General features: G+C 74.1%; 18 protein-coding genes and 1 pseudogene. 5 read left to right on the forward strand and 14 right to left on the reverse strand.

Annotated features, from left to right (window positions below; genetic code table 11):
- A pseudogene (locus ACFOWE_RS27225) lies at positions 1 to 698 on the reverse strand (hypothetical protein); the annotation flags it as partial.
- A 42-nt stretch (positions 699 to 740) separates the two neighbouring features.
- Between ACFOWE_RS27225 and ACFOWE_RS27230 the strand changes: the two are divergent.
- Positions 741 to 2,021, forward strand: coding sequence for an ROK family transcriptional regulator (locus tag ACFOWE_RS27230; protein WP_377292724.1), 1,281 nt, complete (start codon positions 741 to 743; stop codon positions 2,019 to 2,021).
- Here the strand turns inward: ACFOWE_RS27230 and ACFOWE_RS27235 are convergent.
- The 4 genes from ACFOWE_RS27235 to ACFOWE_RS27250 all read right to left on the reverse strand — a co-directional run bounded on the left by ACFOWE_RS27235 (position 1,988) and on the right by ACFOWE_RS27250 (position 7,946).
- Positions 1,988 to 2,800 (reverse strand): MBL fold metallo-hydrolase, encoded by an 813-nt coding sequence (locus ACFOWE_RS27235; RefSeq protein ID WP_377292726.1) that lies wholly within the window; start codon positions 2,798 to 2,800, stop codon positions 1,988 to 1,990. The genes ACFOWE_RS27230 and ACFOWE_RS27235 overlap by 34 nt on opposite strands.
- Positions 2,801 to 3,028: 228 nt before the next feature.
- Complete coding sequence (locus ACFOWE_RS27240) at positions 3,029 to 4,648, reverse strand: hypothetical protein (protein WP_377292728.1); 1,620 nt, start codon at positions 4,646 to 4,648, stop codon at positions 3,029 to 3,031.
- A gap of 108 nt (positions 4,649 to 4,756) precedes the next feature.
- On the reverse strand, positions 4,757 to 6,376 hold the full coding sequence (locus tag ACFOWE_RS27245; protein WP_377292730.1) for an amidohydrolase: 1,620 nt from the start codon (positions 6,374 to 6,376) through the stop codon (positions 4,757 to 4,759).
- A 169-nt stretch (positions 6,377 to 6,545) separates the two neighbouring features.
- The gene (locus ACFOWE_RS27250; RefSeq protein ID WP_377292732.1) at positions 6,546 to 7,946 is read right to left on the reverse strand and encodes an NAD(P)/FAD-dependent oxidoreductase; all 1,401 of its coding nucleotides are present in this window, start codon (positions 7,944 to 7,946) and stop codon (positions 6,546 to 6,548) included.
- 150 nt (positions 7,947 to 8,096) lie between these two features.
- Between ACFOWE_RS27250 and ACFOWE_RS27255 the strand changes: the two genes are divergently transcribed.
- The gene (locus tag ACFOWE_RS27255) at positions 8,097 to 9,149 is read left to right on the forward strand and encodes a GNAT family N-acetyltransferase (RefSeq protein ID WP_377292734.1); all 1,053 of its coding nucleotides are present in this window, start codon (positions 8,097 to 8,099) and stop codon (positions 9,147 to 9,149) included.
- Between the two features lie 203 nt (positions 9,150 to 9,352).
- Positions 9,353 to 10,363: an adenosine deaminase gene (add, locus tag ACFOWE_RS27260; protein ID WP_377292736.1), complete on the forward strand. Its 1,011-nt coding sequence runs from the start codon at positions 9,353 to 9,355 to the stop codon at positions 10,361 to 10,363.
- A gap of 7 nt (positions 10,364 to 10,370) precedes the next feature.
- Here add and ACFOWE_RS27265 read toward each other — a convergent pair whose 3' ends face one another.
- The 8 genes from ACFOWE_RS27265 to tkt all read right to left on the reverse strand — a co-directional run bounded on the left by ACFOWE_RS27265 (position 10,371) and on the right by tkt (position 19,672).
- The gene (locus tag ACFOWE_RS27265) at positions 10,371 to 10,859 is read right to left on the reverse strand and encodes a gamma-glutamylcyclotransferase family protein (RefSeq protein ID WP_377292738.1); all 489 of its coding nucleotides are present in this window, start codon (positions 10,857 to 10,859) and stop codon (positions 10,371 to 10,373) included.
- 139 nt (positions 10,860 to 10,998) lie between these two features.
- Positions 10,999 to 11,301, reverse strand: a complete 303-nt coding sequence (locus tag ACFOWE_RS27270; protein WP_377292740.1) for a YciI family protein — start codon at positions 11,299 to 11,301, stop codon at positions 10,999 to 11,001.
- Positions 11,302 to 11,389: 88 nt separating this feature from the next.
- Positions 11,390 to 12,166, reverse strand: a complete 777-nt coding sequence (gene pgl / locus ACFOWE_RS27275) for a 6-phosphogluconolactonase (protein WP_377292742.1) — start codon at positions 12,164 to 12,166, stop codon at positions 11,390 to 11,392.
- 136 nt (positions 12,167 to 12,302) lie between these two features.
- The gene (locus ACFOWE_RS27280; RefSeq protein ID WP_377292744.1) at positions 12,303 to 13,214 is read right to left on the reverse strand and encodes a glucose-6-phosphate dehydrogenase assembly protein OpcA; all 912 of its coding nucleotides are present in this window, start codon (positions 13,212 to 13,214) and stop codon (positions 12,303 to 12,305) included.
- The gene (gene zwf, locus ACFOWE_RS27285; protein ID WP_377292746.1) at positions 13,215 to 14,849 is read right to left on the reverse strand and encodes a glucose-6-phosphate dehydrogenase; all 1,635 of its coding nucleotides are present in this window, start codon (positions 14,847 to 14,849) and stop codon (positions 13,215 to 13,217) included.
- A gap of 52 nt (positions 14,850 to 14,901) precedes the next feature.
- Positions 14,902 to 16,524 (reverse strand): glucose-6-phosphate isomerase, encoded by a 1,623-nt coding sequence (locus ACFOWE_RS27290; RefSeq protein ID WP_377292748.1) that lies wholly within the window; start codon positions 16,522 to 16,524, stop codon positions 14,902 to 14,904.
- 5 nt (positions 16,525 to 16,529) lie between these two features.
- On the reverse strand, positions 16,530 to 17,633 hold the full coding sequence (gene tal, locus ACFOWE_RS27295) for a transaldolase (RefSeq protein ID WP_377292750.1): 1,104 nt from the start codon (positions 17,631 to 17,633) through the stop codon (positions 16,530 to 16,532).
- A gap of 5 nt (positions 17,634 to 17,638) precedes the next feature.
- A complete protein-coding gene (gene tkt, locus ACFOWE_RS27300) occupies positions 17,639 to 19,672 on the reverse strand; it encodes a transketolase (protein ID WP_377293163.1) in 2,034 nt (677 codons plus the stop codon).
- A gap of 397 nt (positions 19,673 to 20,069) precedes the next feature.
- Between tkt and ACFOWE_RS27305 the strand changes: the two genes are divergently transcribed.
- Entirely contained in the window at positions 20,070 to 21,023 is a 954-nt protein-coding gene (locus tag ACFOWE_RS27305; RefSeq protein ID WP_377292752.1) for a heme o synthase, read from the forward strand.
- A 65-nt stretch (positions 21,024 to 21,088) separates the two neighbouring features.
- Positions 21,089 to 22,297, forward strand: a complete 1,209-nt coding sequence (locus ACFOWE_RS27310; RefSeq protein ID WP_377292754.1) for a PrsW family intramembrane metalloprotease — start codon at positions 21,089 to 21,091, stop codon at positions 22,295 to 22,297.
- A 128-nt stretch (positions 22,298 to 22,425) separates the two neighbouring features.
- Here ACFOWE_RS27310 and ACFOWE_RS27315 read toward each other — a convergent pair whose 3' ends face one another.
- Complete coding sequence (locus ACFOWE_RS27315) at positions 22,426 to 23,151, reverse strand: SanA/YdcF family protein (protein ID WP_377292756.1); 726 nt, start codon at positions 23,149 to 23,151, stop codon at positions 22,426 to 22,428.
- Between the last annotated feature and the right edge of the window lie 35 nt (positions 23,152 to 23,186).

Below are 23,186 nucleotides of genomic sequence, written 5' to 3' on the forward strand. Positions count from 1 at the left end.
CCGTCGCGGACGCCGGACGCCACCGGCCCGCGGGCCCGGGCGTCGGCTGCGAGGAACAGCAGCGGCGGGACGGCCAGCAGGAGGGCGAGCCGGCCGCTCGCACCGGCGGCGTCGAGGGCGCCGATGGCGGGCGGGCCGAGCAGGGCGCTGACGCTCGCGGCGGCGTTGGCGCGGGCGAGACCGGCCGCGGCGTCCGGGCCGCGCAGCAGGGCGGGCGTGACCAGGACCAGGCCGGCCGCCCCCAGGCCCAGCAGAAGTGCCCCGGCCGCGACCGGCGGCGCGGCGGACGCGGTGGCGAGCAGCGCGGCCCCGGCGGCGGCGAGCAGGGCGGAGGCGAGCAGCGCCGGTCGCGGACCCGGCCGGAGGACCGGCCGTCCGGCGGCTCCGACCACCAGCAGACCGACCCCGAAGGACGACGACAGCCACGCCAGCTCGCCGGGAGGCGTGCCGAGGTCACGGGCGAGCAGCACCAGGCACGCGCCGAGGCTGTTGACGGTGAACCCGAGCGCCGCCTGCGCGAATCCGACCTGCCGGACGACCCGCCGTCGTTCCCGTGCGCCTCCGTGCCCGCCCGGCACGGTCTCATCCCCGCCCGATGCGGTTCCGTCACCGTTGCGCACGGCGTCCCCGCCGAGGCCCGGTGCGGTCCCGTGTCCGCTCCGTACGGCCTCCGCGCCGGGGTCCGGTCGTCGTCGCACAGGGTCTCCCTCCGATAAACTCGTGGCGCGAGGATAAAGGGGGTGACCGTACCCGTGGCAAGTCCCGCGGACCGCAGGCCGTCCGTCCGCACGTCGTCCGTCCGCGCCCGGGACGCCCGCTGGCGCGGCGCGCTGGCGGTGCTGGAGGAGATGCGCAGGGAGCCGGGCGTCACCCGGGCGCGCGTGGCGCAGCGGCTCGGCCTGACCACCGGCTCCGCCACCGAGATCACCGCGCGCCTGCGCGAGCTGGCGCTGCTCTCCGAGGCCCCGGCCGCCGCCTCCGGACGGGGACGGCCGACGACCGTGCTGCACCCGCATCCGGACGGCCCGGTCGTCATCGCGGTCGACATCCGGCAGGAGGACTGGCGGATCGCGGTCGCGGCGCTCGACGGCAGGCCCCGCGTCGCGGAGGAGGGCACGCACGCCAGCCGGGACCCCGGCCGCGTGGCCGAGGCGATCGCGGCGGCGGTGCGGCGCCTCCACGGACGCCTCCACGGACGGCTCCCCGGACGCCACGGCGGCCGCGTCCGGGCCGTGTCGGTGGGCGTCGCCGCGACCGTCCGGAACGGCGGGGTCACGCAGTCCGCCGCGCTGGGCTGGGACGCGGTGGACCTGGCCGGGCTGCTACCGGATCCGCGCCTGCCGCTGTTCGTCGGCAACGACGCGACGCTGGCCGGCGCCGCCGAGGCCCGCTACGGCGCCGCCGCCGGAGCCGGCACGGCGCTGCACGTCACGATCGAGGTCGGCGTGGGCGGCACCCTGGTCCTGGACGGCCGCCCCGTCGCGGGCGCGACCGGCGCCGGGGGCGAGTTCGGCCACCTGCCGTTCGGCGACCCCGCGCTGCGTTGCCCGTGCGGCGCGTCAGGCTGCTGGGACCTCACCGTCGACGGCCGGGCCATCGCCCGCCACCTCGGGGAGCCGCCCCCCTCCGACCCGCGCACTTACGCGCAGGCGGCCCTGGCCCGGGCGGCGGAGGACCCGGCCGTCCGGTCCGCGGTGGGCCGCGCCGCGGCCGGGTTCGGGCGCGGGCTCGCCGGGCTGGTCAACGCCTTCGACCCCGAGATCGTCACCCTCGGCGGTTTCGCCGGGCCGTTGCGCGCCGCGGCCGCTTCCGAGTTCGAGGCGGCCGTCACAGGCGGCCTGATGCGGTTCCACCGTGAGGCCCCGCCGCCCGTGGTGCCCGCGGCGCTCGGCGGGGACGGCGTGCTGTACGGAGCCGCGGCCACCGCGCTCGACCACGTCCTCACCGAGGAGGGGCTCAGCGCGTGGGCGGCCGGAAGGGGACGGCCTCACAGCGAGTCGTCCAGGGCGAAGGAGAGGTAGCGGTCGGCGGAGCGGCGCACGGCCTCGGCCCCGTCGGTGCGCACGACCCGCTTCCACCAGCCGCCGTAGACGCGCTCGAAGCGGTACGGCTCCAGCAGCGCCAGCGCCCGGCGGACGGTCCGGGGGCGCTCCGGGATGAGGTTCGGGTAGCTGTACATGAAGCTCACCCAGCGGCGGTCGGGGACCACCTGGAGGATGTCGCCGGACAGCAGCGCGCCCCGCCCGTCCCCGCCGTCGCGCCAGTGCAGCACCTGGCCGCCCGCGAAGTGCACGCCCGCGTTGACCAGCGTCAGCCCGTCGAGGATCTCCAGCGTCTCTCCCTCCCAGAAGACCACCGAGTCGTCGGGCCGGGCCACCCACTGCGCGTCGGCGGCGTGGATGTGGACCGGCGTGTCGAAGGCGTGCGCCCACTCGACCATCGAGCCGTAGAAGTGCGGGTGGCTGATCGCGATCGCGTCGATCCCGCCGAGCTCGTTCACCTGGTGGACCAGGTCGTCGTCGAGGTGGCTGACCATGTCCCACAGCACGTTCCCGGCGGGCGTGCGGACCAGCAGGGCCCGCTGGCCGATGGCGGTGGCGGGGTCGGTGCCGATGCCGACCACGCCGGGCCCCTCCTCGGCGATCCGCATCCGGTGGCCGGAGGCGCGCAGCTCGTTCAGGGAGGTCCAGCGCTGGCCGTCCCAGCCGACGTACTGCCTCTCGTCCTCGCAGATCGGGCAGTTCTCGCGCGGGGCGCCGTACTGGACACCGCAGGTCACGCAGATGGGCAGATCGTTCACGGCGCCTCCCCGGCCCGGTGTCACTCGGTCACCGGGCCATGGTCCCACCGGCGCGCCGGATCCCGCCGGACCCCCGGACGGGCCGGGTGTCGGAGCCCTTCCGGTCACCCGGCTGGACCCGGGCGCCGGTGGTCACTTCCGGGCGTCACCGGTCGCGCCCGGGTACCGGTGGTCGCGCCCGGGCCGCTCGCGGAGTTCCTTCCGGCCGCCCGGCCGGGCCCGGGCCGCCTACAGGCCGCCCAGGCGTCCGGTGACGTCGCGGATCGCCGTCTGCAGCCCGGCGTCGCCGGGCACCTCCTCGATGAAGTACCACCAGAAGCCACCGCCCAGGCTCCACTCGTAGCCGAGCGCGGCCGCGTAGTAGTGGCCCGCCAGTGCGCGCCGGGCCGCCGCGGTGTCGCCGGGGTCGAAGGCCCAGAACGCCTTGGTGGTGTCCTCGCTCCAGTAGCCCAGCTCGCCGAGCGCGATCCGCTGGTCGGGGAACTCGGCGTGCAGGGTGTTCATCACCTGGTCGAAGGCGAGTCCCATCGGCGCGTCCTCGGCGTAGACCGAGAGCGCGACCACGTCGATGTCCCCCCGGACCTCGGCGGGCAGGTTCTCCCTGGCCCAGGTGAAGACCGACCACTCGGCCGCGTCGGTGCCCAGCTGCCAGTAGAGCGTCACGACGGTCTGCGCCTGCGGCCGGGTCGCGCGCACGTAGGCGGCCGCGTCGGCGACCTTGTTCGCGATCCGGTCGTCCTCCTCGACGGCCTTCCCGTCCTGGCAGTCGCCGTCCACCCAGCAGCCGTTGACCTCGTTGCCCACCTCCCAGGCCTCGATGTCGGGGTAGGCGTCGACGTAGGCCTTGACCCGCGCCAGGTAGGCGGCGCGGCTCAGCTCGTGGGCGTAGTCGGAGTCCACCGGCTGGCCGAGCACCTTCAGCCCGGCCGCGTGGGCGGCCTGGACCGCGGCCCGGTAGTGCTCGACGTTCCCCGCGTCCTTGTCCGGCTCGAAGATGATCCGGACCCAGCCGTTCGCGCCGGTCAGCCACTTGGCGAGCCCCGGCCAGCTCACCGGCGTCCTGATGTCGGCCACGGTCAGCCCCATCCAGGGCCCGGCGCCGCGCGCCGCGGCGGAGGCGGGGCCGTACTCGCCGAGCATCAGGTCGCCGGCCGTGTGCACCGCGTCCAGCGCGCGCTGGCCGTACTTGCCGCGCCCGGCGTCGGTGGCGGCGGCGCGGGCCCGGTCCAGCTCGGCGGCGACGGTGGCGTAGGCGCGTTCGAACGCCTCCGAGCGCCGGTAGTCACCTCGTACGGCCAGCGCCGCGTCGAGCCTGCGCTTGGCGTCCAGCGCCGCCTGGTAGTTGAAGACGACGGCTCCCTGGCCGGTGAACCCGGTGCCGCCGTTGTCGACGATCACGGTGGAGTAGCCGCGCGAGGTCGGCCAGTTGACGGCGAAGGCCACGGGCCGGCCGGGGACGTCGAAGCGCCAGCGGAGGGGGGTGCCGCCCTCGTAGAGCGGCCACTCCTCGACCACCTCCAGGGTCGCCGGGTCGAGCAGCGCGTCGCTCTCGGAGCCGTCGCTGCCGTTCATGGCCTGCCTGACGGTCTGGCCGGTCAGCTCGGTGCCGTTCCCGGCCGTGTCGTAGAACTTCAGGACGACGGTCTCGGGGCTACGGGTGAACACCACGATCCCCGCGACGAGCAGGAGCAGCGCGGCCAGGAGTGCGCGCAGGGCCGGCGAACGGCGGCGGCCCGGCCGGGTGGCCCTGCGGTGGCGTCGCCGGGGCGGGGCGGCCGTCTCCAGAGCGGCCGTCTCCGGGGCGGGCACGCGGCGGCCGGCGGAACGCGGGGAGCGGTGGTCGCGCATGCACTTCGATCTCCCGGTCTCGGCGATGACCGATGCATGTTATGCGTTAATACCGTTTAGTCCTATTTGACCTTGTTTGTCGAGAATTTAAGAGAGCAGTCGCCCCGGTCAGTGCACCCGCTCCCCGCCGACGAAGGTCATGGCCACCCGCGTCCGCCAGATGTCCCCGGGCGGCTCGGTGAACGGGTCGCGGTCCAGCACGACCAGGTCCGCCCGGTTGCCGGCCGCGATCGAGCCCGCCTCCCCGTCGTGGTTGACCCACGCGGACCCGGCCGTGTAGGCGGTCAGCACCGTGGCCAGGTCGAGCGCCTGACCCGGCAGGAACGGCGTGCCCGCCGTCGGGTAGTCCGCGTGCACGGACCCGCCCGGCTCGGTCCGGTTGACCGCCACGTGCATGCCCTGGACCGGGTCGGCGGTGGAGACCGGCCAGTCGCTGCCCGCGCACAGCCGGGTGCCCGCCCTCAGCAGGTCGGCGAAGGGGTACTGCCAGGCCGACCGCTCCTCGCCCAGGAACGGGATGGTCAGCTCGTCCATCTGGGCGTGGTGGGTGGCCCAGAGCGGCTGCAGGTTGGCCGCCACGCCGAGGCGGGCGAAGCGCGGCACGTCGTCCGGGGTGACGATCTGCAGGTGCGCGATGTGGTGCCGGCGCTCGTGCCGGGTGGCCGGGTCGGTGCCCTCCAGCGCGTCCAGCGCCTCCCGCACCGCCCGCTCGCCGATCGCGTGGAAGTGCACCTGGAAACCGTGCCGGTCCAGCTCGGCGACGTACCCCTTCAGCGCCTCCGGGTCGACGTAGGACAGGCCGGTCCCGCCGCACCGGCAGTAGGGCTCGATCACCGCGGCGGTGAAGTTCTCGGCGATCCCGTCCTGCATGATCTTCACCGAGGTGGCGCGGAACGTCTCCAGCCCCTCGGCGGCCTTCCGCCGCTCCAGCAGCTCGCCGATCTGCTCGGCGCCGCGCGTGCGGTCCCACCAGAGGGCGCCCACCACGCGCGCCTTCAGCCTCCCGGAGGAGGCGGCGGAGAGGTAGGCGGGCAGCTGGTCGTCCGAACCGGCGTAGGAGCCGACGATCGCGTCCTGCCACCCGGTGATGCCCAGGGAGAACAGGTACGACTGGGCCGAAAGCAGCGCGTCGACCAGGTCCTGCCCGGTCGGGCGCGGGGTGAGCAGGCCCACCAGGTCCATCGCGCCCTCGTGGAGCACGCCGCTGGGGGTGCCGTCGGCGTCGCGCTCGATCCGGCCGTCGGCCGGGTCCGGGGTGTCGCGGGTGATCCCGGCGATCTCCAGGGCCCGGCTGTTCACCCAGGCGGCGTGGTGGTCGCGCTGGATCAGGTAGACCGGCCGGTCCGTGAAGTCGAGCTGCGAGCGGTGCGGCAGCCCGCCGGGGAAGGCCGACATGTCCCAGCCGCCGCCGTCGATCCACTCCCGCTCCGGGTGGGCCGCCGCGTAGGCGGCGACCTTCTCCACGTAGGCGTCCAGACCGTAGACCTCCGCCAGGTCGCACCTGGCCCGCTCCAGCCCGGCCTGGACCGGGTGCAGGTGCGCGTCGGTGATCCCCGGGACCAGCAGGCCTCCGTCCAGGTCGACGGTCTCGCAACGGGGGGCCGCCAGCCGCGCCAGGTCGGCCTCGGCGCCCGCGGCCGCGATCCGGCCGCCGCGGACCAGCACGGCCTCGGCGAAGGCGCCGCCGGGCAGGAAGGCCCGGCCGCCCCGGAACAGCAGGTCCGTCATGAGTCCACCCTCCGCGTGCGCGTTCTCGTCCCGGCGGCCATGATCTCAGCATCCGGCCCGTGGCCGTCAGGTCCGCCGAAGGCCGGTCCGCCGCCGGCCGGTCAGAGCCGGTCCGCCGGCGGCCGTGACCCGGTGCCGGGCCCGCCGGCGTCGTGTCCCGGCCGCTCCGTCAGCGCCCGGAGACGGAGTCGGCCAGCCGCGCCAGCAGCGAGGTACGGCCCAGCCCGGCCCGCTCCCGGGCGTCGGCCCGGCGGTACAGGTCGTACATGGCGTGCACCCCGGCCCAGCGCAGCGGCTCGACCTCCCAGTTCCGCACCCGGCGGTCCACCCACGGCAGCGCCGCCTCCTCGGTCCCGCGCCGCAGCACCAGGTCCCGCAGGGTACGGCCGGCGAGGTTGGCGGCGGCCACCCCGTGCCCGGTGTAGCCGCCCGCCCAGCCGATCCCGGTGGCGTGGTCCACGTGCACGGTCGCGCACCAGTCGCGCGGCACGCCCAGCACCCCGGACCAGGCGTGGGCCACCCGCGAGGCCCGCACCGCCGGGAACATCTGCGTCAGCAGCTCCCACAGCGCCTCGACCGTCCAGTCGTGCGTGCGCCCCCGGTCGTCCACGCGCGAGCCGTACAGGTACGGCCTGCCGCGCCCGCCGAAGGCGATCCGCCCGTCGGCGGTCCGCTGGGCGTACATGTAGTAGTGCGCCATGTCGCCCAGGAGCTCGCAGCCCTGCCAGCCGATCTCGTCCCAGATCCCGCCGAGCGGCTCGGTGACGATCATCGAGCTGTTCATCGGCAGCCACGCCCGGTGGTACTGCCGCATCTCCGCGGTGAACCCCTCGGTGGCCCGGATGACGTAGTCCGCGCGGACCGTCCCGTACGGCGTGCGCGCGGCGCGCGGCGCGATGCCGGTGACCGGGGTGCCCTCGAAGACCTCCACCCCGAGTCCCCGCACGACGTCGGCCAGGCCCCGCACCAGCTTGGCCGGCTGGAGCCGGGCGCAGTGCGGGCTCCACACCGCGCCGACCGCCCCGCTGACCCGCAGGCGCCGCTCCCGCTCGTCCGGCTCCAGCGGGCGCAGGTCCTCCTCGGTCCAGCCCCAGCGGCGGGCGTGCGCGACCAGCTCGTGCAGGCGCCGCTCCTGGGCGGCGTTGGTGGCGACCGTGGTGACGCCGCCCTTGACCACGTCGGCGTCGACGCCCTCGGCCGCGGTGACGGCGACGACCTCGTCGACCGCCTCGAACATCACCCGCTGGAAGCGCCGGGCCGCGTCCGCGCCGTGCGTGGCGGCGTAGCGCTCCGGCGTCCCGGCCAGCTCGCCGACCAGCCAGCCGCCGTTGCGGCCGGAGGCGCCGTATCCTGCGAACTCCTTCTCCAGGATCACGATCCGGAGCGCGGGGTCCGCCTTCTTCAGGTAGTACGCGGTCCACAGGCCGGTGTAGCCGGCGCCGACGATCACCACGTCGGCGTCGCGGTCCCCTGGGAGGGGAGGGCCCGCCTCGGGGAGACCCGGAGAACGGAACCAGAAGGAAACGTCACCATTGACGAAGTCCGTAGAAAGGGGGACACGCGTACTCATGGCGTCATATCCTGCTATATCCGTCGGGCTCGCCGTGCCTTCCGACGGAAAGCGTTGCGCAACCGCGTCATGAACGATCACCGCAGACGTAACGGCGGCCTCACTCCCGTGTAGCAGTGCCGTAACAACCCTCCGGCATGATTTCCGCAGATGGAGGGAGTGGTTGCGATGGGGTTCCTGCGGATACGGACGACGGTGGACGAGCGACCGGGACGGCTGGCGTCGCTGGCCGCGGCCCTCGCGGAGAAGGGCGGCAACATCCTGGGCCTCAGCGTCCATCCGGACGCCGACGGCACGGTGGACGAGTTCGTCGCGGAGATCCCCGCCGCCCCCGAGGCCGTACGGCAGGCGCTGGAGGCGGCCGGCGGCCGCCGGGTCCAGGTCGTCCCCGCCACCGCCCACGAGCTGACCGACGAGCCCACCCGGGTGCTCCTGCTCGCCTCCCGGCTGCGCGCCACCCCCTGGCGCCTGCCGGAACTGCTCAAAGAGCTGCTCCGCGCCGACGACGCCCGCTGGGTCTACGGCACCGAGATGAGCGACCTGCCCGACCCGACCATGCTGACCGTGCCGGTGGCCTCCCGCCGCGCGATCCGGCTGCGCCGCGCCGAGCTGCCCTTCACGCTGACCGAGGCGGCCCGTGCCGCGTCCTTCGTCCGGCTGGCGCAGCCCCCGGCCGAGGAGCCGGGCTCCACCGAGCGGGTCGTCAAGCTCTCCGACGGCACCGAGACCGAGGTCAGGCCGCTCACCTCGGGCTACCGCGAGGCGGTCCGCGACCTGCACGAGCGCTGCTCGCCGGAGACCCGCCGCTTCCGCTACTTCACCGCGATGCCCGCGCTGCCGCGCAGCGTCTTCGACCGGCTCTGCGACCGCGGCCGCGGCCACTCCGTCGTCGCCGGACGGGACGGGCAGGTGGTCGCGCTGGCCAGCCTGATGTTCACCCCCGACCCCGGCATCGCCGAGCTGGCCTTCCTGGTCGAGGACCGCTGGCAGGGCAGAGGGCTGGGCGCCGCGCTGGCGCGGATGCTCGTCGCCGAGGCCCGCGACCTGGGCTTCGCCGAGGTGAAGGCGACCATGCTCTCCGACAACGCGCGCATGCGCAGGCTCATGCTCTCGCTCGGCGCGACCCTGAGCTACACCGATGACCCCGGCGTGGTGGAAGCCAGGCTGGCCGTGGGCGTGATGGCGACGGCGTCCCCGAGCTGAACCCGTCACACCGTGCCCCTGGTCCGAGGGGGGCTCAGGGCCCCTCGGACCAGGGGCACGATCCTGTCCCGGCGCGTGCGGTCTGATGGGCGCGATCTGATGGGCGCGGTCCGTCCGGCCCGCCGAGGCGAAGCTCACATCTTTCTGTCAGATTCGACCTCTCAGCCTGTCTTCGTCCGGTCCGGCGTGCGTATGGTCGCGGCATGAAGATCCATGACTTCATCGACGCGCTGCCCAAGGCCGAGCTCCACGTCCATCTCATCGGCTCCGCCTCCGTGCCGACGGTCCTGGAACTGGCCCGCCGCCACCCCGGCGGCCGCGTGCCGACCACAGAGAAGGAACTGCGGGCCTTCTACGCCTTCCGGGATTTCGCCGACTTCGCCCGGGTCTACGGGACGGTCAACGCGCTGGTCCGCGAGCCCGAGGACGTGGCGACCCTGGTGACCGGCCTGGCCCGCGACCTCGCCGGGCAGAACGGCCGCTACGCCGAGGTGACCGTCACGCCGTACGCCCACCACGTGGTCGGCATGCCGCGCAGGGCCGTCACCGAGGCCCTGGACCTCGCCGCCCGCCAGGCCCTCGACGAGCACGGCGTCCGGATCGGCTACATCTTCGACATCCCCGGGGAGTTCGGCGCCGAGGCCGCCCGGATCACCCTGGAGCACGCCCTCACCGAGCCGCCGCAGGCGCTGGTCGCCTTCGGGCTGGCCGGGATCGAGCAGGAGCGCGTCCACCACCGCGACGCCTTCCGGGACGCCTTCCGCGCCGCCCGGGCCGCCGGTCTGCACAGCGTCCCACACGCGGGGGAGATGACCGGCCCCGAGACGATCTGGGAGGCCGTCGAGCACCTCGGCGCGGAACGGATCGGCCACGGCATCTCCTGCCTGGACGACCCCCGCCTCGTCGCCCGCCTGCGAGCCGAGCGCATCCCCCTGGACGTCTGCCCCACCTCCAACGTGCGCACCGGCCAGGTCGCCCGGATCGAGGACCATCCGCTCCCGCGCCTGCTGGCCGAGGGCCTGACCGTCACGCTGGGCAGCGACGACCCGCCCATGTTCGCCACCACGCTGACGAACGAGTACCGCGTGGCCGCCGACGTCTTCGGTCTCGACCGCCACGCCCTCGCCTCCCTCGCCGGGAACGCCGTCACCGCCTCCTATCTCGACTCCGAGACCAAGAAGACCCTCCTCGCCGAGATCGACGCCCTGCTCTGACCGGTGACTACGGAGCCCGCCCGTCCGTCTCCGGCGGACCGCACTCACCCAGGTAGGCGTCCAGATGCTCGGCCACGAAGCGCTCGGCGTCCCAGTCGTCGGGGGCCGCCGCCGCGGGATCGACGGTGACGTAGGCATGCCCCCGCCGCCCGTCCGTCAGCTCGACGGGCCGCAGCTCGTACATCGGGCCCTCGTACTCGTCCAGGACACGCCACTCGGCCGCGGTCAGACCGGTGATCAGCAGTCCGCGGGCCGTCCCCTCCCCGGCGGGCACGAGCACGGGATAGACCTGGCCCGGCAGGCGGGCGGCCCGCCACCCCTCGGCCACCGCCGGAGCGCTCTCCGGCACCCGGCCGAGCAGCGCCCGCAGCACCTCGGGGAACATCAGCGTCCCGTACACGAACAGCGCCCGCTCCTCGGCGGACTCCCCGGAAGGCCCGCGCCCCATGTCTCCCGCGCCTCCAGCGCCCACCCGCACCTCCCCGGCGTCCTGCACGCCCCGGCATCCTAGACGGGACGGGCGGTGGAGCGGGCGACCGCGCCGGGGACCGGCCCGTTCCGCGCGGACCCCCGTACCGGTGCGACGCCGTCCCCCGGCGTGCCCGGGCCGGCGGCCGGCGCCGGTCCCGATCCGGTCAGCTCGGCGGGGGCTGCTGACGGTAGGAGGCCAGGGGCGCGGCCGTCCTGGTGGCGAGGAACTCGGTGATCCGGTAGTCGGCCACCTTCTCGACGCTGAAGGGGTCGGTCGCCACGAGGGCCTCGACGGCCGCGCGGTCCTCCCCGACGGCGACGATCACTCCGCCGTCGCGCGGGACCTTGCGGCCCGAGGCGATGAAGACCCCGGCCTCGTACTGCTCGTCCAGCCACGTGACGTGGTCCGCCAGGACGGCGTCGACGCGTTCGAGGGGGGCGGTGTAGGTGAGCTCGAGGATGAACATGGCCGCCAGACTAGCCAGGTCGCCCGGGCCGCCCGGCGCCGGCTCGGCCCCCGCCCGCCCGGAGGGGCCGGCCGGGAGGGGGAGCGGCTCAGGGGGAGGAGATCCGGCCGAGCGAGGCGGGGATCTTCGCGGCGGAGGCCCGGTCCAGCAGGAACAGGGTGCGCTGACGCCCCCGCGCCCCGGCCGCCGGGACCTGCACCGGCCCCGAGTCGTCCGCCAGCGCCAGCCGTACGGCCCCCGCCTTGTCGGCGCCCGCCGCGACCACCCACACCTCGCGAGCCCCCTGGATGACCGGCATGGTCAGCGAGATCCGGGTGGGCGGCGGCTTGGGGGAGCCGTGCACGGCCACCGCGGGCCGGGTGTCGTACAGCGCGGGCATCTCGGGGAAGAGCGACGCGACGTGGGCGTCCGGGCCCATGCCCAGCAGCAGCACGTCGAAGGCGGGCGCCGGCGCGTGGTCCTCCGGCCGGGCGGCCCGGCGCAGCTCCTCGGCGTAGGCGTCCGCCGACTCCTCGGCGGACATGCCCGAGTCGGGGCCGCGCATCACGTGCACGCGGGCCTCGTCGACGTCGACGTGGTCGAGCAGGGCCTTGCGGGCGCCGGTCTCGTTGCGCTCCGGATCGCCGGAGGGCAGGAAACGCTCGTCGCCCCACCAGATGTCCAGGTTGCGCCAGTCGACGGCGTCACGGGCCGGGCTGGCGGCGATCTCGGCCAGCGTGGCGATGCCGACGGTGCCGCCGGTCAGGACCAGCGAGGCCGAGCCCTTGGCCGACTGGGCGTCGACCAGGCGGGTGATCACCCGGGCGGCGACGGCCTTGGCGAGCATGTCGGCGTCGCGGTGGACGACGACGTTGGGAACACTCACAGCGCGATCTCTCTGACTCGGGAGCTCAACGACTCGGGGAGCTCGAGGACTCGGGGACAGGGAACGGGCCGCCCGCCCGGGCGGGCGCCCGGGGGGGCGGCCCCGCGGCGCGCTCCGGGCGCGCCGGACGGGCCCGTCAGGGCTTGTGCGTGCGGGCCACCCGCCGGATCGCGGCCTCGTAGATCTCGTCCGGGTCCAGGCGGCGCAGCTCCTCGGCGAGCAGCTCCTCGGTCGGCCGCCGGGCCAGGGCGACCTTGCGGTCCGGCTGGCCCGGCCGGGAGAACGTGGCCAGGAGGGCGTCGGAGCGGCTGATGGCGATGTCGCCGTCGGAGGTGGTCAGCCGGACGCAGGTCAGGCCGGGACCGCCGGACTCGGCGACCTTCACCGGCGCGCCGAGCCGCTCGCCCAGCCAGGCGGCCAGCAGCGGGGCGCTGGCGTGGTCGGCGGAGGCCTCCACCACCCCCTTCCTGACCTTGCCCACCGGCTGGTCGAACGCGGCGGCCAGCAGGCTCCGCCACGGCGTCAGCCGGGTCCAGGCCAGGTCGGTGTCGCCCGGCACGTAGGAGCGGGCCCGGCCCGCGATGGCCCGCACCCGCTCCGGGGCCGCCCGCGCGTCGAGGATCCGGCGCTGGGCGAGCGCCCCGATCGGGTCCTTGGCCGGGACCTCCGGGCAGCTCTTCGGCCACCAGGCGACCACCGGCGTGTCGGTGAGCAGCAGCGGGCTGACCACCGAGTCGGCGTGCCCGGTCAGCTCGCCGTACAGGCGGAGCAGGAGCACCTCGCCCGGCGTGGTCTCCCCGACGCGCAGCTCCGCGTCCAGCCGGTTCGGCTCGGCGGGGTCGCGGGTGATGACGACGAGGATCCGGGACGGGTGCGCGCGGGCGGCCTCGGTCGCGGCGCGCGTCGCGTCGTACTGGCTGGCCTCGTCGCAGACCACCACCAGCGTCAGCACCATGCCGACGGCGGGGCTGCCCAGCTGGTGGCGGAGGTGCGTGAGATGGGCGGAGATCTTCGACGCGGTGGTGTCGGTGAGCATGAAGCTCGGCATCTACAGCCTCCTCCAGACGCGCCCGTCGCGGGCCATCATCTCGTCCGCCGAGGCGGGACCCCAGGTGCCGGCGGGGTAGTCCTCCGGCGGGCCCTGCGTGGCCCAGAACTCCTCGATCGGGTCGAGGATCGTCCACGACAGCTCCACCTCGCGCTGGTGCGGGAAGAGCGGCGGATCGCCGATCAGCACGTCCAGCAGGAGCCGCTCGTAGGCCTCGGGGGAGGACTCCATGAACGACTCGCCGTAGGCGAAGTCCATCGAGACGTCCCGAACCTCCATCGCGGTCCCCGGCACCTTCGAGCCGAACCGCACCGTGACGCCCTCGTCCGGCTGGACCCGGATGACCAGCGCGTTGTGCCCGAGGATCTCGGTCTCGTCCTTGCTGAACGGCAGGTGCGGCGCCTTCTGGAACACCACGGCGACCTCGGTCACCCGGCGGCCCAGCCGCTTGCCGGTGCGCAGGTAGAACGGGACCCCGGCCCAGCGGCGGTTGGCGATCTCCAGCTTGATCGCGGCGTAGGTCTCGGTGACCGAATCGGCTCCGATGCCCTGCTCCTCGGTGTAGCCGACGACCGGCTCGCCGCCCTGCCAGCCGGCCGCGTAGCGCCCGCGCGCCGTACTCGCCGCCAGGTCCTGCGGGAGCTGCACCGCCCGCAGGACCTTCTCCTTCTCCCGGCGCAGCGCGTCGGCGTCGAAGGAGGTCGGGTCCTCCATCGCCACCAGCGCCAGCAGCTGGAGCAGGTGGTTCTGGATCACGTCGCGGGCCGCGCCGATGCCGTCGTAGTAGCCCGCCCGGCCGCCGATGCCGATGTCCTCGGCCATCGTGATCTGGACGTGGTCGACGTACCCGCGGTTCCAGATCGGCTCGAACAGGTTGTTGGCGAACCGCAGCGCCATGATGTTCTGGACGGTCTCCTTGCCCAGGTAGTGGTCGATGCGGAACACCGAGCTCTCCGGGAAGACCGCGCTGGTGATCTCGTTGAGCTCCCGGGCGCTGGCCAGGTCGTGCCCGAAGGGCTTCTCGATCACCACCCGGCGCCAGGACCCGGCCGGGCCGTGCGCCACGCCGGTCCGCTTGAGCTGCTCGACCACGACCGGGAAGAACTTCGGCGGCACCGACAGGTAGAACCCGTAGTTGCCGCCGGTGCCCCGGGTCTCGTCGATCTCGGTGAGCATCATCGACAGCGCGTCGAACGCGCCGTCGTCGGTGAACTCACCGGGGCAGAAGAAGATGCCCTCCGACAGCTGCTTCCAGACCTCCTCGCGGAACGGCGTGCGCGCGTTCGCCTTGACCGCGTCGTAGGTCAGCTGCGCGAAGTCCTGGTCCTGCCAGTCGCGGCGGGCGAAGCCGACCAGGGAGAAGCCCGGGGGCAGCAGCCCCCGGTTCGCCAGGTCGTAGATCGCGGGGAGCAGCTTCTTGCGCGCCAGGTCGCCGGTCACGCCGAACAGAACCAGCACGCACGGCCCCGCCACGCGGGGCAGGCGCTTGTCCCGCGGATCGCGCAGCGGGTTGGCCGCCACGCGCTCCTCGGTGGTGGCGGCGACCGCGGCCGCCGAGGCGGCGGCCACGCTCTCCTCCGCCTCTCGCGCCTCTCCCGCCGGGCCCGCCTGCCCGGTCTGCTCCTGATCCGTCATCGGACCTCCCGCTCCTCCCCGGTCGTCGCACGCTCCGCCCCCGCGCCGGCCATCAGACCTCCCGCGCCGCCTCGAGCAGCCGCGCCACCCCGGCCACCCGGTCGGACAGGTGCAGCCGCACGGTCGGGCGGCCCCGGCCGGTCAGCGCGCCCTGGTCGCCCAGGGCCTGCGCCAGCTGGAGCCGGCCCAGGGTGTAAGGCCTGCCCGGGACCTCCAGGTCGACCGGGTTCTCCCCGGTGATCTGCAGGAACACCCCGTTCTGCGGCCCGCCCTTGTGGTACTGGCCGGTGGAGTGCAGGAAGCGGGGCCCCCAGCCGAAGGTGACGGGCCGCTCGGTCCGGACCGCCAGCAGGCCGCGGAGCGTGGCCGGGTCGGCCGCGCTCCAGGCGTCGGTCATGGCGTCGAACGAGGCGCCCTCGGCCACGGGGGCGTCGAAGGCCGCCTCCCGGTCGAGGTAGGCCATGACCGCCAGGTAGCCGTCGTCCGGGATCGCCTGCAGCAGCCGGGTGAGCACGTCGGACAGGTCCTTGGCGTCGGCGAGGCCCTCGCCGTACACCTCGACCGGCCCGTCGACCAGCGCGGGCGTGCCGAGGGGGAGGTCACCGGCGGCCAGCAGCCTGCTGGTGTTCTCCTTGGACTCGGTCACGTTCGGCTGGTTGAACGGGTCGATGCCGAGGACCCGGCCGGCGACCGCCGTGGCGTACTCCCAGACGAGGAACTGCGCGCCCAGCGGGCCGGCGACGGTCACCGAGCCGTCGGAGTCGATCCCGGCGACCAGCTCGTCGCCGGTCTCGTTCGGGTCGGCGCCGACGACCGGCAGGATGCCCTTGCCGGACTTGCCGGTGGACTCGGCGACCAGCTGCTCGATCCAGTCGGGCAGGCCGTTGATCTCCGACATGCCGTCCTCGAGGACGAGCTTGTCGCGCCCGGCCAGCGCGGCGGCGCCCAGGGCGGCGCCGAGCTCCAGGCCGGGGTTGCCCTCGGCCTGCGCCAGCAGCGGCCGGACCGCGTCGGCGTCGTCGAGGAGCTTCAGCACGTCGGCCCCGGCCAGCGCGCTGGGCACCAGGCCGAAGGCCGACAGCGCGCTGTAGCGCCCGCCCACGTTGGGGTCGGCGAGGATGACCGGGTAGCCGGCGTCCATGGCGGCCTGCTCCAGCGGCGAGCCCGGGTCGGTGACCACGACGATCCGCTCGGCCGGGTCGATCCCGGCGTCCCGGAAGGCCTGCTCGTAGACGCGGCGGTGGCTGTCGGTCTCGACCGTGCCGCCGCTCTTGCTGGCCACCACGACGATGGTCCGCTCGAGCCGGTCGTTCAGGGCGCGGCGGACCTGGCCGGGGTCGGTGGTGTCGAGCACGGTCAGCGGCACGTCGGCGCTGGCGCAGATGACCTCGGGGGCGAGCGAGGAGCCGCCCATGCCGGCCAGCACCACGTGGTCCAGGCCCTGCGCCCGGGCCCGCTCGACCAGGATGCCGATCTCGGGGAGCAGCTCCCGGCTGGTGAGGGGGAGGTTGAGCCAGCCGAGGCGGACGGCCGCCTCGGCCCGGGCCTCCTCGCCCCACAGGGTGGCGTCGCCCGCGGCCAGGCGCTCGTGGACCCGGTCGGCCACCAGCGCCCTGACCGTCTCGGCGGCCTGCCCGGCCAGGCGCTCCTCGTTGAACGTCACGGACACTGCCATGGGCGTCACGCCTTCCCCAGCTCGGCGCTGACGGTGGCCAGGAGCTCGGTCCAGGACGCCTCGAACTTCTCCACGCCCTCCTCCTCCAGCACCCGCACGACGTCGTCGTAGTCGATGCCGGCCTCCTTCAGCGCGGCCATGGTGTCCCACGCCTGCCGGTAGGAGGCGCGGACGGTGTCGCCGGTGATCCTGCCGTGGTCGGCGACGGCGTCCAGGGTCTTCTCCGGCATGGTGTTGACCGTGCCGGCGGTGACCAGCTCGTCGACGTAGAGGGTGTCGGGGTAGCTGGGGTCCTTGGTGCCGGTGGAGGCCCACAGCGGGCGCTGGGGGCGGGCCCCGGCGGCCTGCAGCGCCTGCCAGCGCGGGGAGTTCACGACCTCCTCGAAGGCGGCGTAGGCCAGGCGGGCGTTGGCGACGGCCGCCTTGCCCTTGAGGGCCTTCGCCTCGGGGGTGCCCGTCTGCTCCAGGCGCTTGTCGATCTCGGTGTCGACGCGGCTGACGAAGAAGGAGGCGACCGACTCGATGGCGGCCAGGTTGAGCCCGGCGGCCTGGGCCTGCTCCAGACCGGTCAGCCAGGCGTCCATCACCGCGCGGTAGCGCTCCAGGGAGAAGATCAGCGTGACGTTGACGCTGATGCCCTCCGCGATGGCCCGGGTGATCGCGGGCAGGCCCTCGACCGTCGCCGGGATCTTGATGAACAGGTTGGGCCGGTCGACCATCCACCACAGCGCGCGCGCCTCGGCGATCGTCTTCTCGGTCTCGCGGGCCAGGCGCGGGTCCACCTCGATGGAGACCCGGCCGTCCACGCCGCCGGTGGCGTCGTAGACCGGGCGCAGCACGTCGGCCGCCCAGCGGATGTCGTAGGTGGTGATGGCGCGCACCGCCTCCTCCACGCCGATCCCGCGCACGGCCAGGTCGTGCAGCTGGGTGTCGTAGGCGTCGCCCTTGCTCAGCGCGGAGGCGAAGATCGTCGGGTTGGAGGTGACGCCGACCACGTGCTTGTCGCGGATCAGGGCGGCCAGGTTGCCGCTGCGCAGGCGCTCGCGGCTGATGTCGTCCAGCCAGACGGACACGCCCTGACCGGAGAGGGTCTTGAGGATCTCGCTCATGATGATCAGTTTCCCGTCGTCTCGCCCTTGTCGGCCCCGGTCTTGGCGAGGCTGCCCTTGGCGGCCGCGACCACGCGCTCCGCGGTGAGGCCGAACTGCTGGAAAAGGGTGCGGTAGGGAGCGGACGCGCCGAAGTGCTCAAGGCTGACCACTACCCCGTCGTCCCCGACGAACTCGCGCCAGCCGAGCGCGATGCCCGCCTCGACGGCGACGCGCGCGCGCACCGACGGCGGCAGCACGGTCTGCCGGTAGGCGGCGTCCTGGGCGTGGAACCACTCGACGCACGGCATCGACACGACCCGCGTCGGCACGCCCTCGGCCTCCAGGGCCTTGCGCGCCTCGACGGCCAGCTCGACCTCCGAGCCGGTGGCGATCAGGATGACCCTAGGCTGGCCGTCGGAGGCGTCCTGGAGCACGTAGCCGCCCCTGGCGACCTTGCGGTGGTCGCCGGTGCCCTCGTAGACCGGCAGGTTCTGCCGGGTCAGCGCCAGCGCGGCCGGGCGGTCGGTGTGCTCCAGCACGACCCGCCACGCGGCGGCGGTCTCGTTGGCGTCCGCCGGGCGGACCACGTCGAGGCCCGGGATCGCGCGCAGCGACCACAGGTGCTCGACCGGCTGGTGGGTCGGGCCGTCCTCGCCCAGGCCGATGGAGTCGTGCGTCCACACGTAGGTGACCGGCAGCTTCATCAGCGCCGCCAGCCGTACGGCGGGGCGCATGTAGTCGCTGAAGACCAGGAACGTGCCGCCGTAGGGGCGGGTGCCGCCGTGCAGCGCGATGCCGTTGAGGATCGCCCCCATGCCGTGCTCGCGGATGCCGAAGTGCAGCGTGCGCCCGTACGGGCCGCCGGGGAACGCCTTGGTCTGGTGCTCCTCGGGGATGAAGGACGGCTCGCCCTTCATCGTGGTGTTGTTGGACTCGGCCAGGTCGGCCGAGCCGCCCCACAGCTCCGGCAGGACCGGGGCCAGGGCGCTGAGCACCTCGCCGGAGGCCTTGCGGGTGGCCACCGAGGAGCCGGGCTCGAAGACCGGCAGCGCCTTGTGCCAGCCGTTCGGCAGCTCCCGCTGGGAGATCCGGTCGAACTCGGCGGCGCGCTCCGGGTTGGCCTCACGCCAGGCATGGTAGGACTTGTCCCACTCGGCGCGGGTGGCGCGGCCCCGCTGCACGACGCGGCGGGCGTGCTCCAGCACCTCGTCCGGGACGTCGAAGGACTTCTCGGGGTCCATGCCCATGACCTTCTTCGTCGCGGCGATCTCCTCGTCGCCGAGCGCCGCGCCGTGGACCTTGCCGGTGTTCTGCTTGCCCGGCGAGGGCCAGCCGATGATCGTGCGCAGCCGGATGAAGGACGGCTTGTCGGTGACGGCGCGGGCCGCCTCCAGCGCGTCGTACAGCTCCTGGACGTCCTCGACGTACTCGCCGGTGCGGGTCCAGTCGACCGTCTGCACGTGCCAGCCGTACGCCTCGTAGCGCTTGACGATGTCCTCGCTCAGCGCGATCTGGGTGTCGTCCTCGATGGAGATGTGGTTGCTGTCGAAGACGACGACCAGGTTGCCGAGCTTCTGGTGGCCGGCCAGGGCGCTGACCTCGTGGCTGATGCCCTCCTCGATGTCGCCCTCGGAGGCGAAGCACCAGATCATGTGGTCGAACGGGGAGGTGCCGGGGGCCGCGTCCGGGTCGAACAGGCCGCGCTCGCGGCGGGCCGCCATCGCCATGCCGACCGCGTTGCCGATGCCCTGGCCGAGCGGGCCGGTGGTGGTCTCCACGCCGGCGGTGTGGCCGTACTCGGGGTGGCCGGGGGTCAGGCTCTCCCACTGGCGCAGCATCTCGAGGTCGTGCAGGGTCAGCCCGTAACCCGACAGGTAGAGCTGGATGTAGAGGGTCAGGCTGGAGTGCCCGCAGGACAGCACGAAACGGTCCCGCCCCGCCCAGCAGGTGTCGGACGGGTCGTGGCGCATCACGTGCTGGAAAAGCAGGTATGCGGCGGGGGCCAGGCTCATCGCGGTGCCGGGGTGGCCCGATCCCGCCTTCTCTACCGCGTCCATCGCCAGGGCCCGTACGACGTCGACCGCCCGACGGTCGAGGTCGCTCCATTCGAGGGCTGGCACGAGTTCGCTGCTCAAGTGCTCGATCTCCGGATCTAGTCGTGTTGGTGGCGCCGGTTGGCATTTCCCGCCCACAACGGACCCTAACGGTTCGACCTTGCTACCGTGGCGTAGGCCCAGCCGGGGCGGGGCCGAGGAAGTTGTGAGCAGCAGGGATGGGATACCCCGCCGCGCGGCGCTCCACCGCGGCTCCGTCGCGCGGCGCGCGACCCCCGTGCCGGGACCGGCCCCTCCTGCAACTACAGTGAATCCTCACGGCCGCACCGTCGGCCCGCATTTCCCGATCCGCGTCGATCAGAGGTAAGCGTTGACCCCGCACGTGCTGGAAGCGCCTTAGATGGTGCTGACCGACAAGCAACCGACGGCCCCGCTGCGCGCGGGCGCGACGCCGGGCGGCGCGCCGCGCTCGTTCGGTGACGTCGTCAAGGCATACGTCGCCCTGACCAAGCCGCGGATCATCGAGCTGCTGCTGATCACCACGCTGCCGGTGATGTTCCTGGCCGCCAAGGGCCTGCCGCCGCTGTGGACCGCCGTCAACACCCTGGTGTTCGGCACCCTCTCGGCGGGCAGCGCGAACGCGCTGAACTGCTACATCGACCGCGACATCGACGCCGCGATGCGCCGGACCCGGCGCCGCCCGCTCGCGCGCGAGCAGGTCCCGCCGTTCAACGCGCTGGTCTTCGGCGTGGTCCTCGGCGTGCTGTCCACGCTCGGCCTCGGGCTGACGGTGAACTGGCTCGCGGCCGGGCTCTCGCTCGCCGCGAACCTCTTCTACGTCTTCGTCTACTCGATGATCCTGAAGCGGCGCACCTCGCAGAACGTGGTGTGGGGCGGCATCGCGGGCTGCATGCCGGTGCTGATCGGCTGGGCCGGGGTCACCGGGAGCCTCGACTGGGCGCCGGTGGTGCTGTTCGGCGTGGTGTTCTTCTGGACGCCCCCGCACACCTGGACCCTCGCCATGCGCTACAAGGAGGACTACGCCGCGGCGAAGGTCCCCATGCTCCCGGTGGTCGCCACCGAGCGCCGCGTGGTCCTGGAGAGCATCGCCTACACCTGGGCGACCGTGCTCTGCTCGCTGCTGCTGTGGCCGGTCGCCGGCACCACCCTCCTCTACCCGGCGGTGGCCGCCGTGCTCGGCGCCGCGTGCCTGTGGGAGGTGCACGGCCTGCTGGGCCGCGTCAACGCCGGCAAGACCGGGGTGGACCTGCGCCCGATGCGCTTCTTCCACTGGTCGAACGCCTATCTGGCCCTGCTCTTCCTCGCCGTCGCGATCGACTCGATGCTCGTCTGACCCGGCGGCCGCGGGCCGCCGGAACGCGAGGGGACAGGCCCGGGCCGATCGGTTACGGTTTCCCCATGATGAGCCGCGATCCCCGATGGGTGTTCAAGGACCGCCCTTCCGTGGGGCTGATCGCCGGGCTCCTCGTGACCGGATCGTGCGCGCTGGTGTCGTTCTCCTTCGACCTGGTGGACGGCGACCCGGTGCGCTTCGTCATCGCGCTCGCGCTGGCCCTGGCACCGGTCCCGGTGCTGCTGGCGGCGGTCCTCGCGCTGGACCGCATGGAGCCCGAGCCGCGCAGCAACCTCGCCTTCGCCTTCGGCTGGGGAGCGGGCGTGGCCGTCCTCGTGGCGGGCGTGGTCAACTCGGTCAACCTGATCTACCTCGGCCGGGCCGCCATGATCGAGGAGTCCGAGGCCTACAACCTCGCCGCCACGTTCGGCGCCCCCGTGGTCGAGGAGACCATGAAGGGCCTGGTCCTGCTGGGCCTGCTCCGGTTCAGGCGGGCCGAGCTCGACGGGCCCACCGACGGCGTCATCTACGCGAGCATGGTCGGCCTCGGTTTCGCGATGAGCGAGAACGTCAGCTACTACGTGGCCGCCCTCGACGAGACGGGCGCGCGGGGCCTGGCGGTGACCGTGGTGCTGCGGGGCGTGCTCTCGCCGTTCGCGCACCCGCTGTTCACCTCGATGATCGGCGTCGCGGTGGCCTACGCGGCCCAGCGCCACCGCCCCGGCCAGGTCGGCGTCATCGCGGCGGGCTGGCTCGGCGCGATGCTGCTGCACGGCATCTGGAACGGCTTCACGCTCTACCTCGGGCTCACCGGGCTGGCCCTCGCCTACCTGCTGCTGATGATCGTGCTGTTCGTGCTCATCGGCATCGTCGTGCGCGACCGGCGGCGCATCGTCGCCCTGATCCAGAGCTATCTGCCCGCCTACCACGCCACCGGGCTGGTCACCCCGGCCGACGTGCACATGCTCTCCTCGCTGCCCGGCCGGCGCCAGGCCCGGCACTGGGCCAGGGAGAACGGCGGGCGCGGCGGCCTCCAGGCGATGGTCGACTACCAGCTCGCCGCCACCGAGCTCGGCCTGCTCCACGAGCGGGCGGCCCACCGGACGATCGGCGAGCGGACCTTCGACGAGGAGCAGCACGCGCTGCTGCGGTGCATGGCCGAGGCCCGGCGCAGCCTGCCGCTCCCGTCCTGGCCCTCGGCCCCGGCCGACGACCGGGCCGAGGGGCGCGCCGGAGCGCCTCCCTGGAACCCGCCCGGCGGGCCCGCCCGGTAGCGGCCCCGGCCGGGGCGCCTCAGGGCCCGCATCTCCCCGGACCGCATCTCCCCGGGCCGCATCTCCCCGGGCCGCGTCCTCCGGTCTGACGGAAAGACGCGCGGAAGGCGGGCCCTGCCCTCCGGCGCTCAGTCCTCCGGCCGGAGCGCGGCCTCCAGCAGGCCGGTCTCCCGGGGGCCGGGGAAGACCGGCTCGGAGTCCAGGACCACCGCGTCCATGAAGCCCTTGGCCGCGGCGCCGAACTCGCGGAGCGCGTAGACGTAGGTGGTGCCCGCCCACCGCCGGCTGGAGTCGTCGCCGACGCCGGAGGCGTCGAGGCCCGCCGTACGGCACAGCGCCACGGCCCGGGGCAGGTGGAAGAGCTGGGTGACCACGGTCAGCCGGGTGGCGCCGAACACGTCGCGGGCGCGCACGCACGAGTCCCAGGTGTCGAAGCCCGCGTAGTCGAGCACGATGACCCGGCCGGGCACGCCGCGCGCGATCAGGTGGTCGCGCATCACGCTCGGCTCGTCGTAGCCGGCCCGGCCGTTGTCGCCGGAGAGCAGCAGCGCCCGCACCCGGCCCGTCCGGTACAGCTCGGCGGCGATGTCCAGCCGGCCGGCCAGCATGGGGGAGGGGCGGCCGTCGTGCACGGCGGCGCCCAGCACCAGCGCCACGGGGGCCTGCGGCACCCCGGCCGTCCAGCCGGGCGAGGAGCCGGCGACCACCCGGTGTCCGGAGCTGACCAGATGCGCCCAGGTGATCGGGGCCAGCGCCAGCACGCTCAGCGCCACCGCCGCCCGGTAGCAGCGGCGCAGCGCCGTGCGGGACGGCCGGCGCGGGGCGGGACTGCGGGACGGGGACGGGGACGGCACGGGCTCCTCCACGGGGCCGCGGGGGGTCCGAGGGC

The sequence above is a fragment of the Planomonospora corallina genome, assembly GCF_042650625.1.
Lineage (GTDB): Bacteria > Actinomycetota > Actinomycetes > Streptosporangiales > Streptosporangiaceae > Planomonospora_B > Planomonospora_B corallina.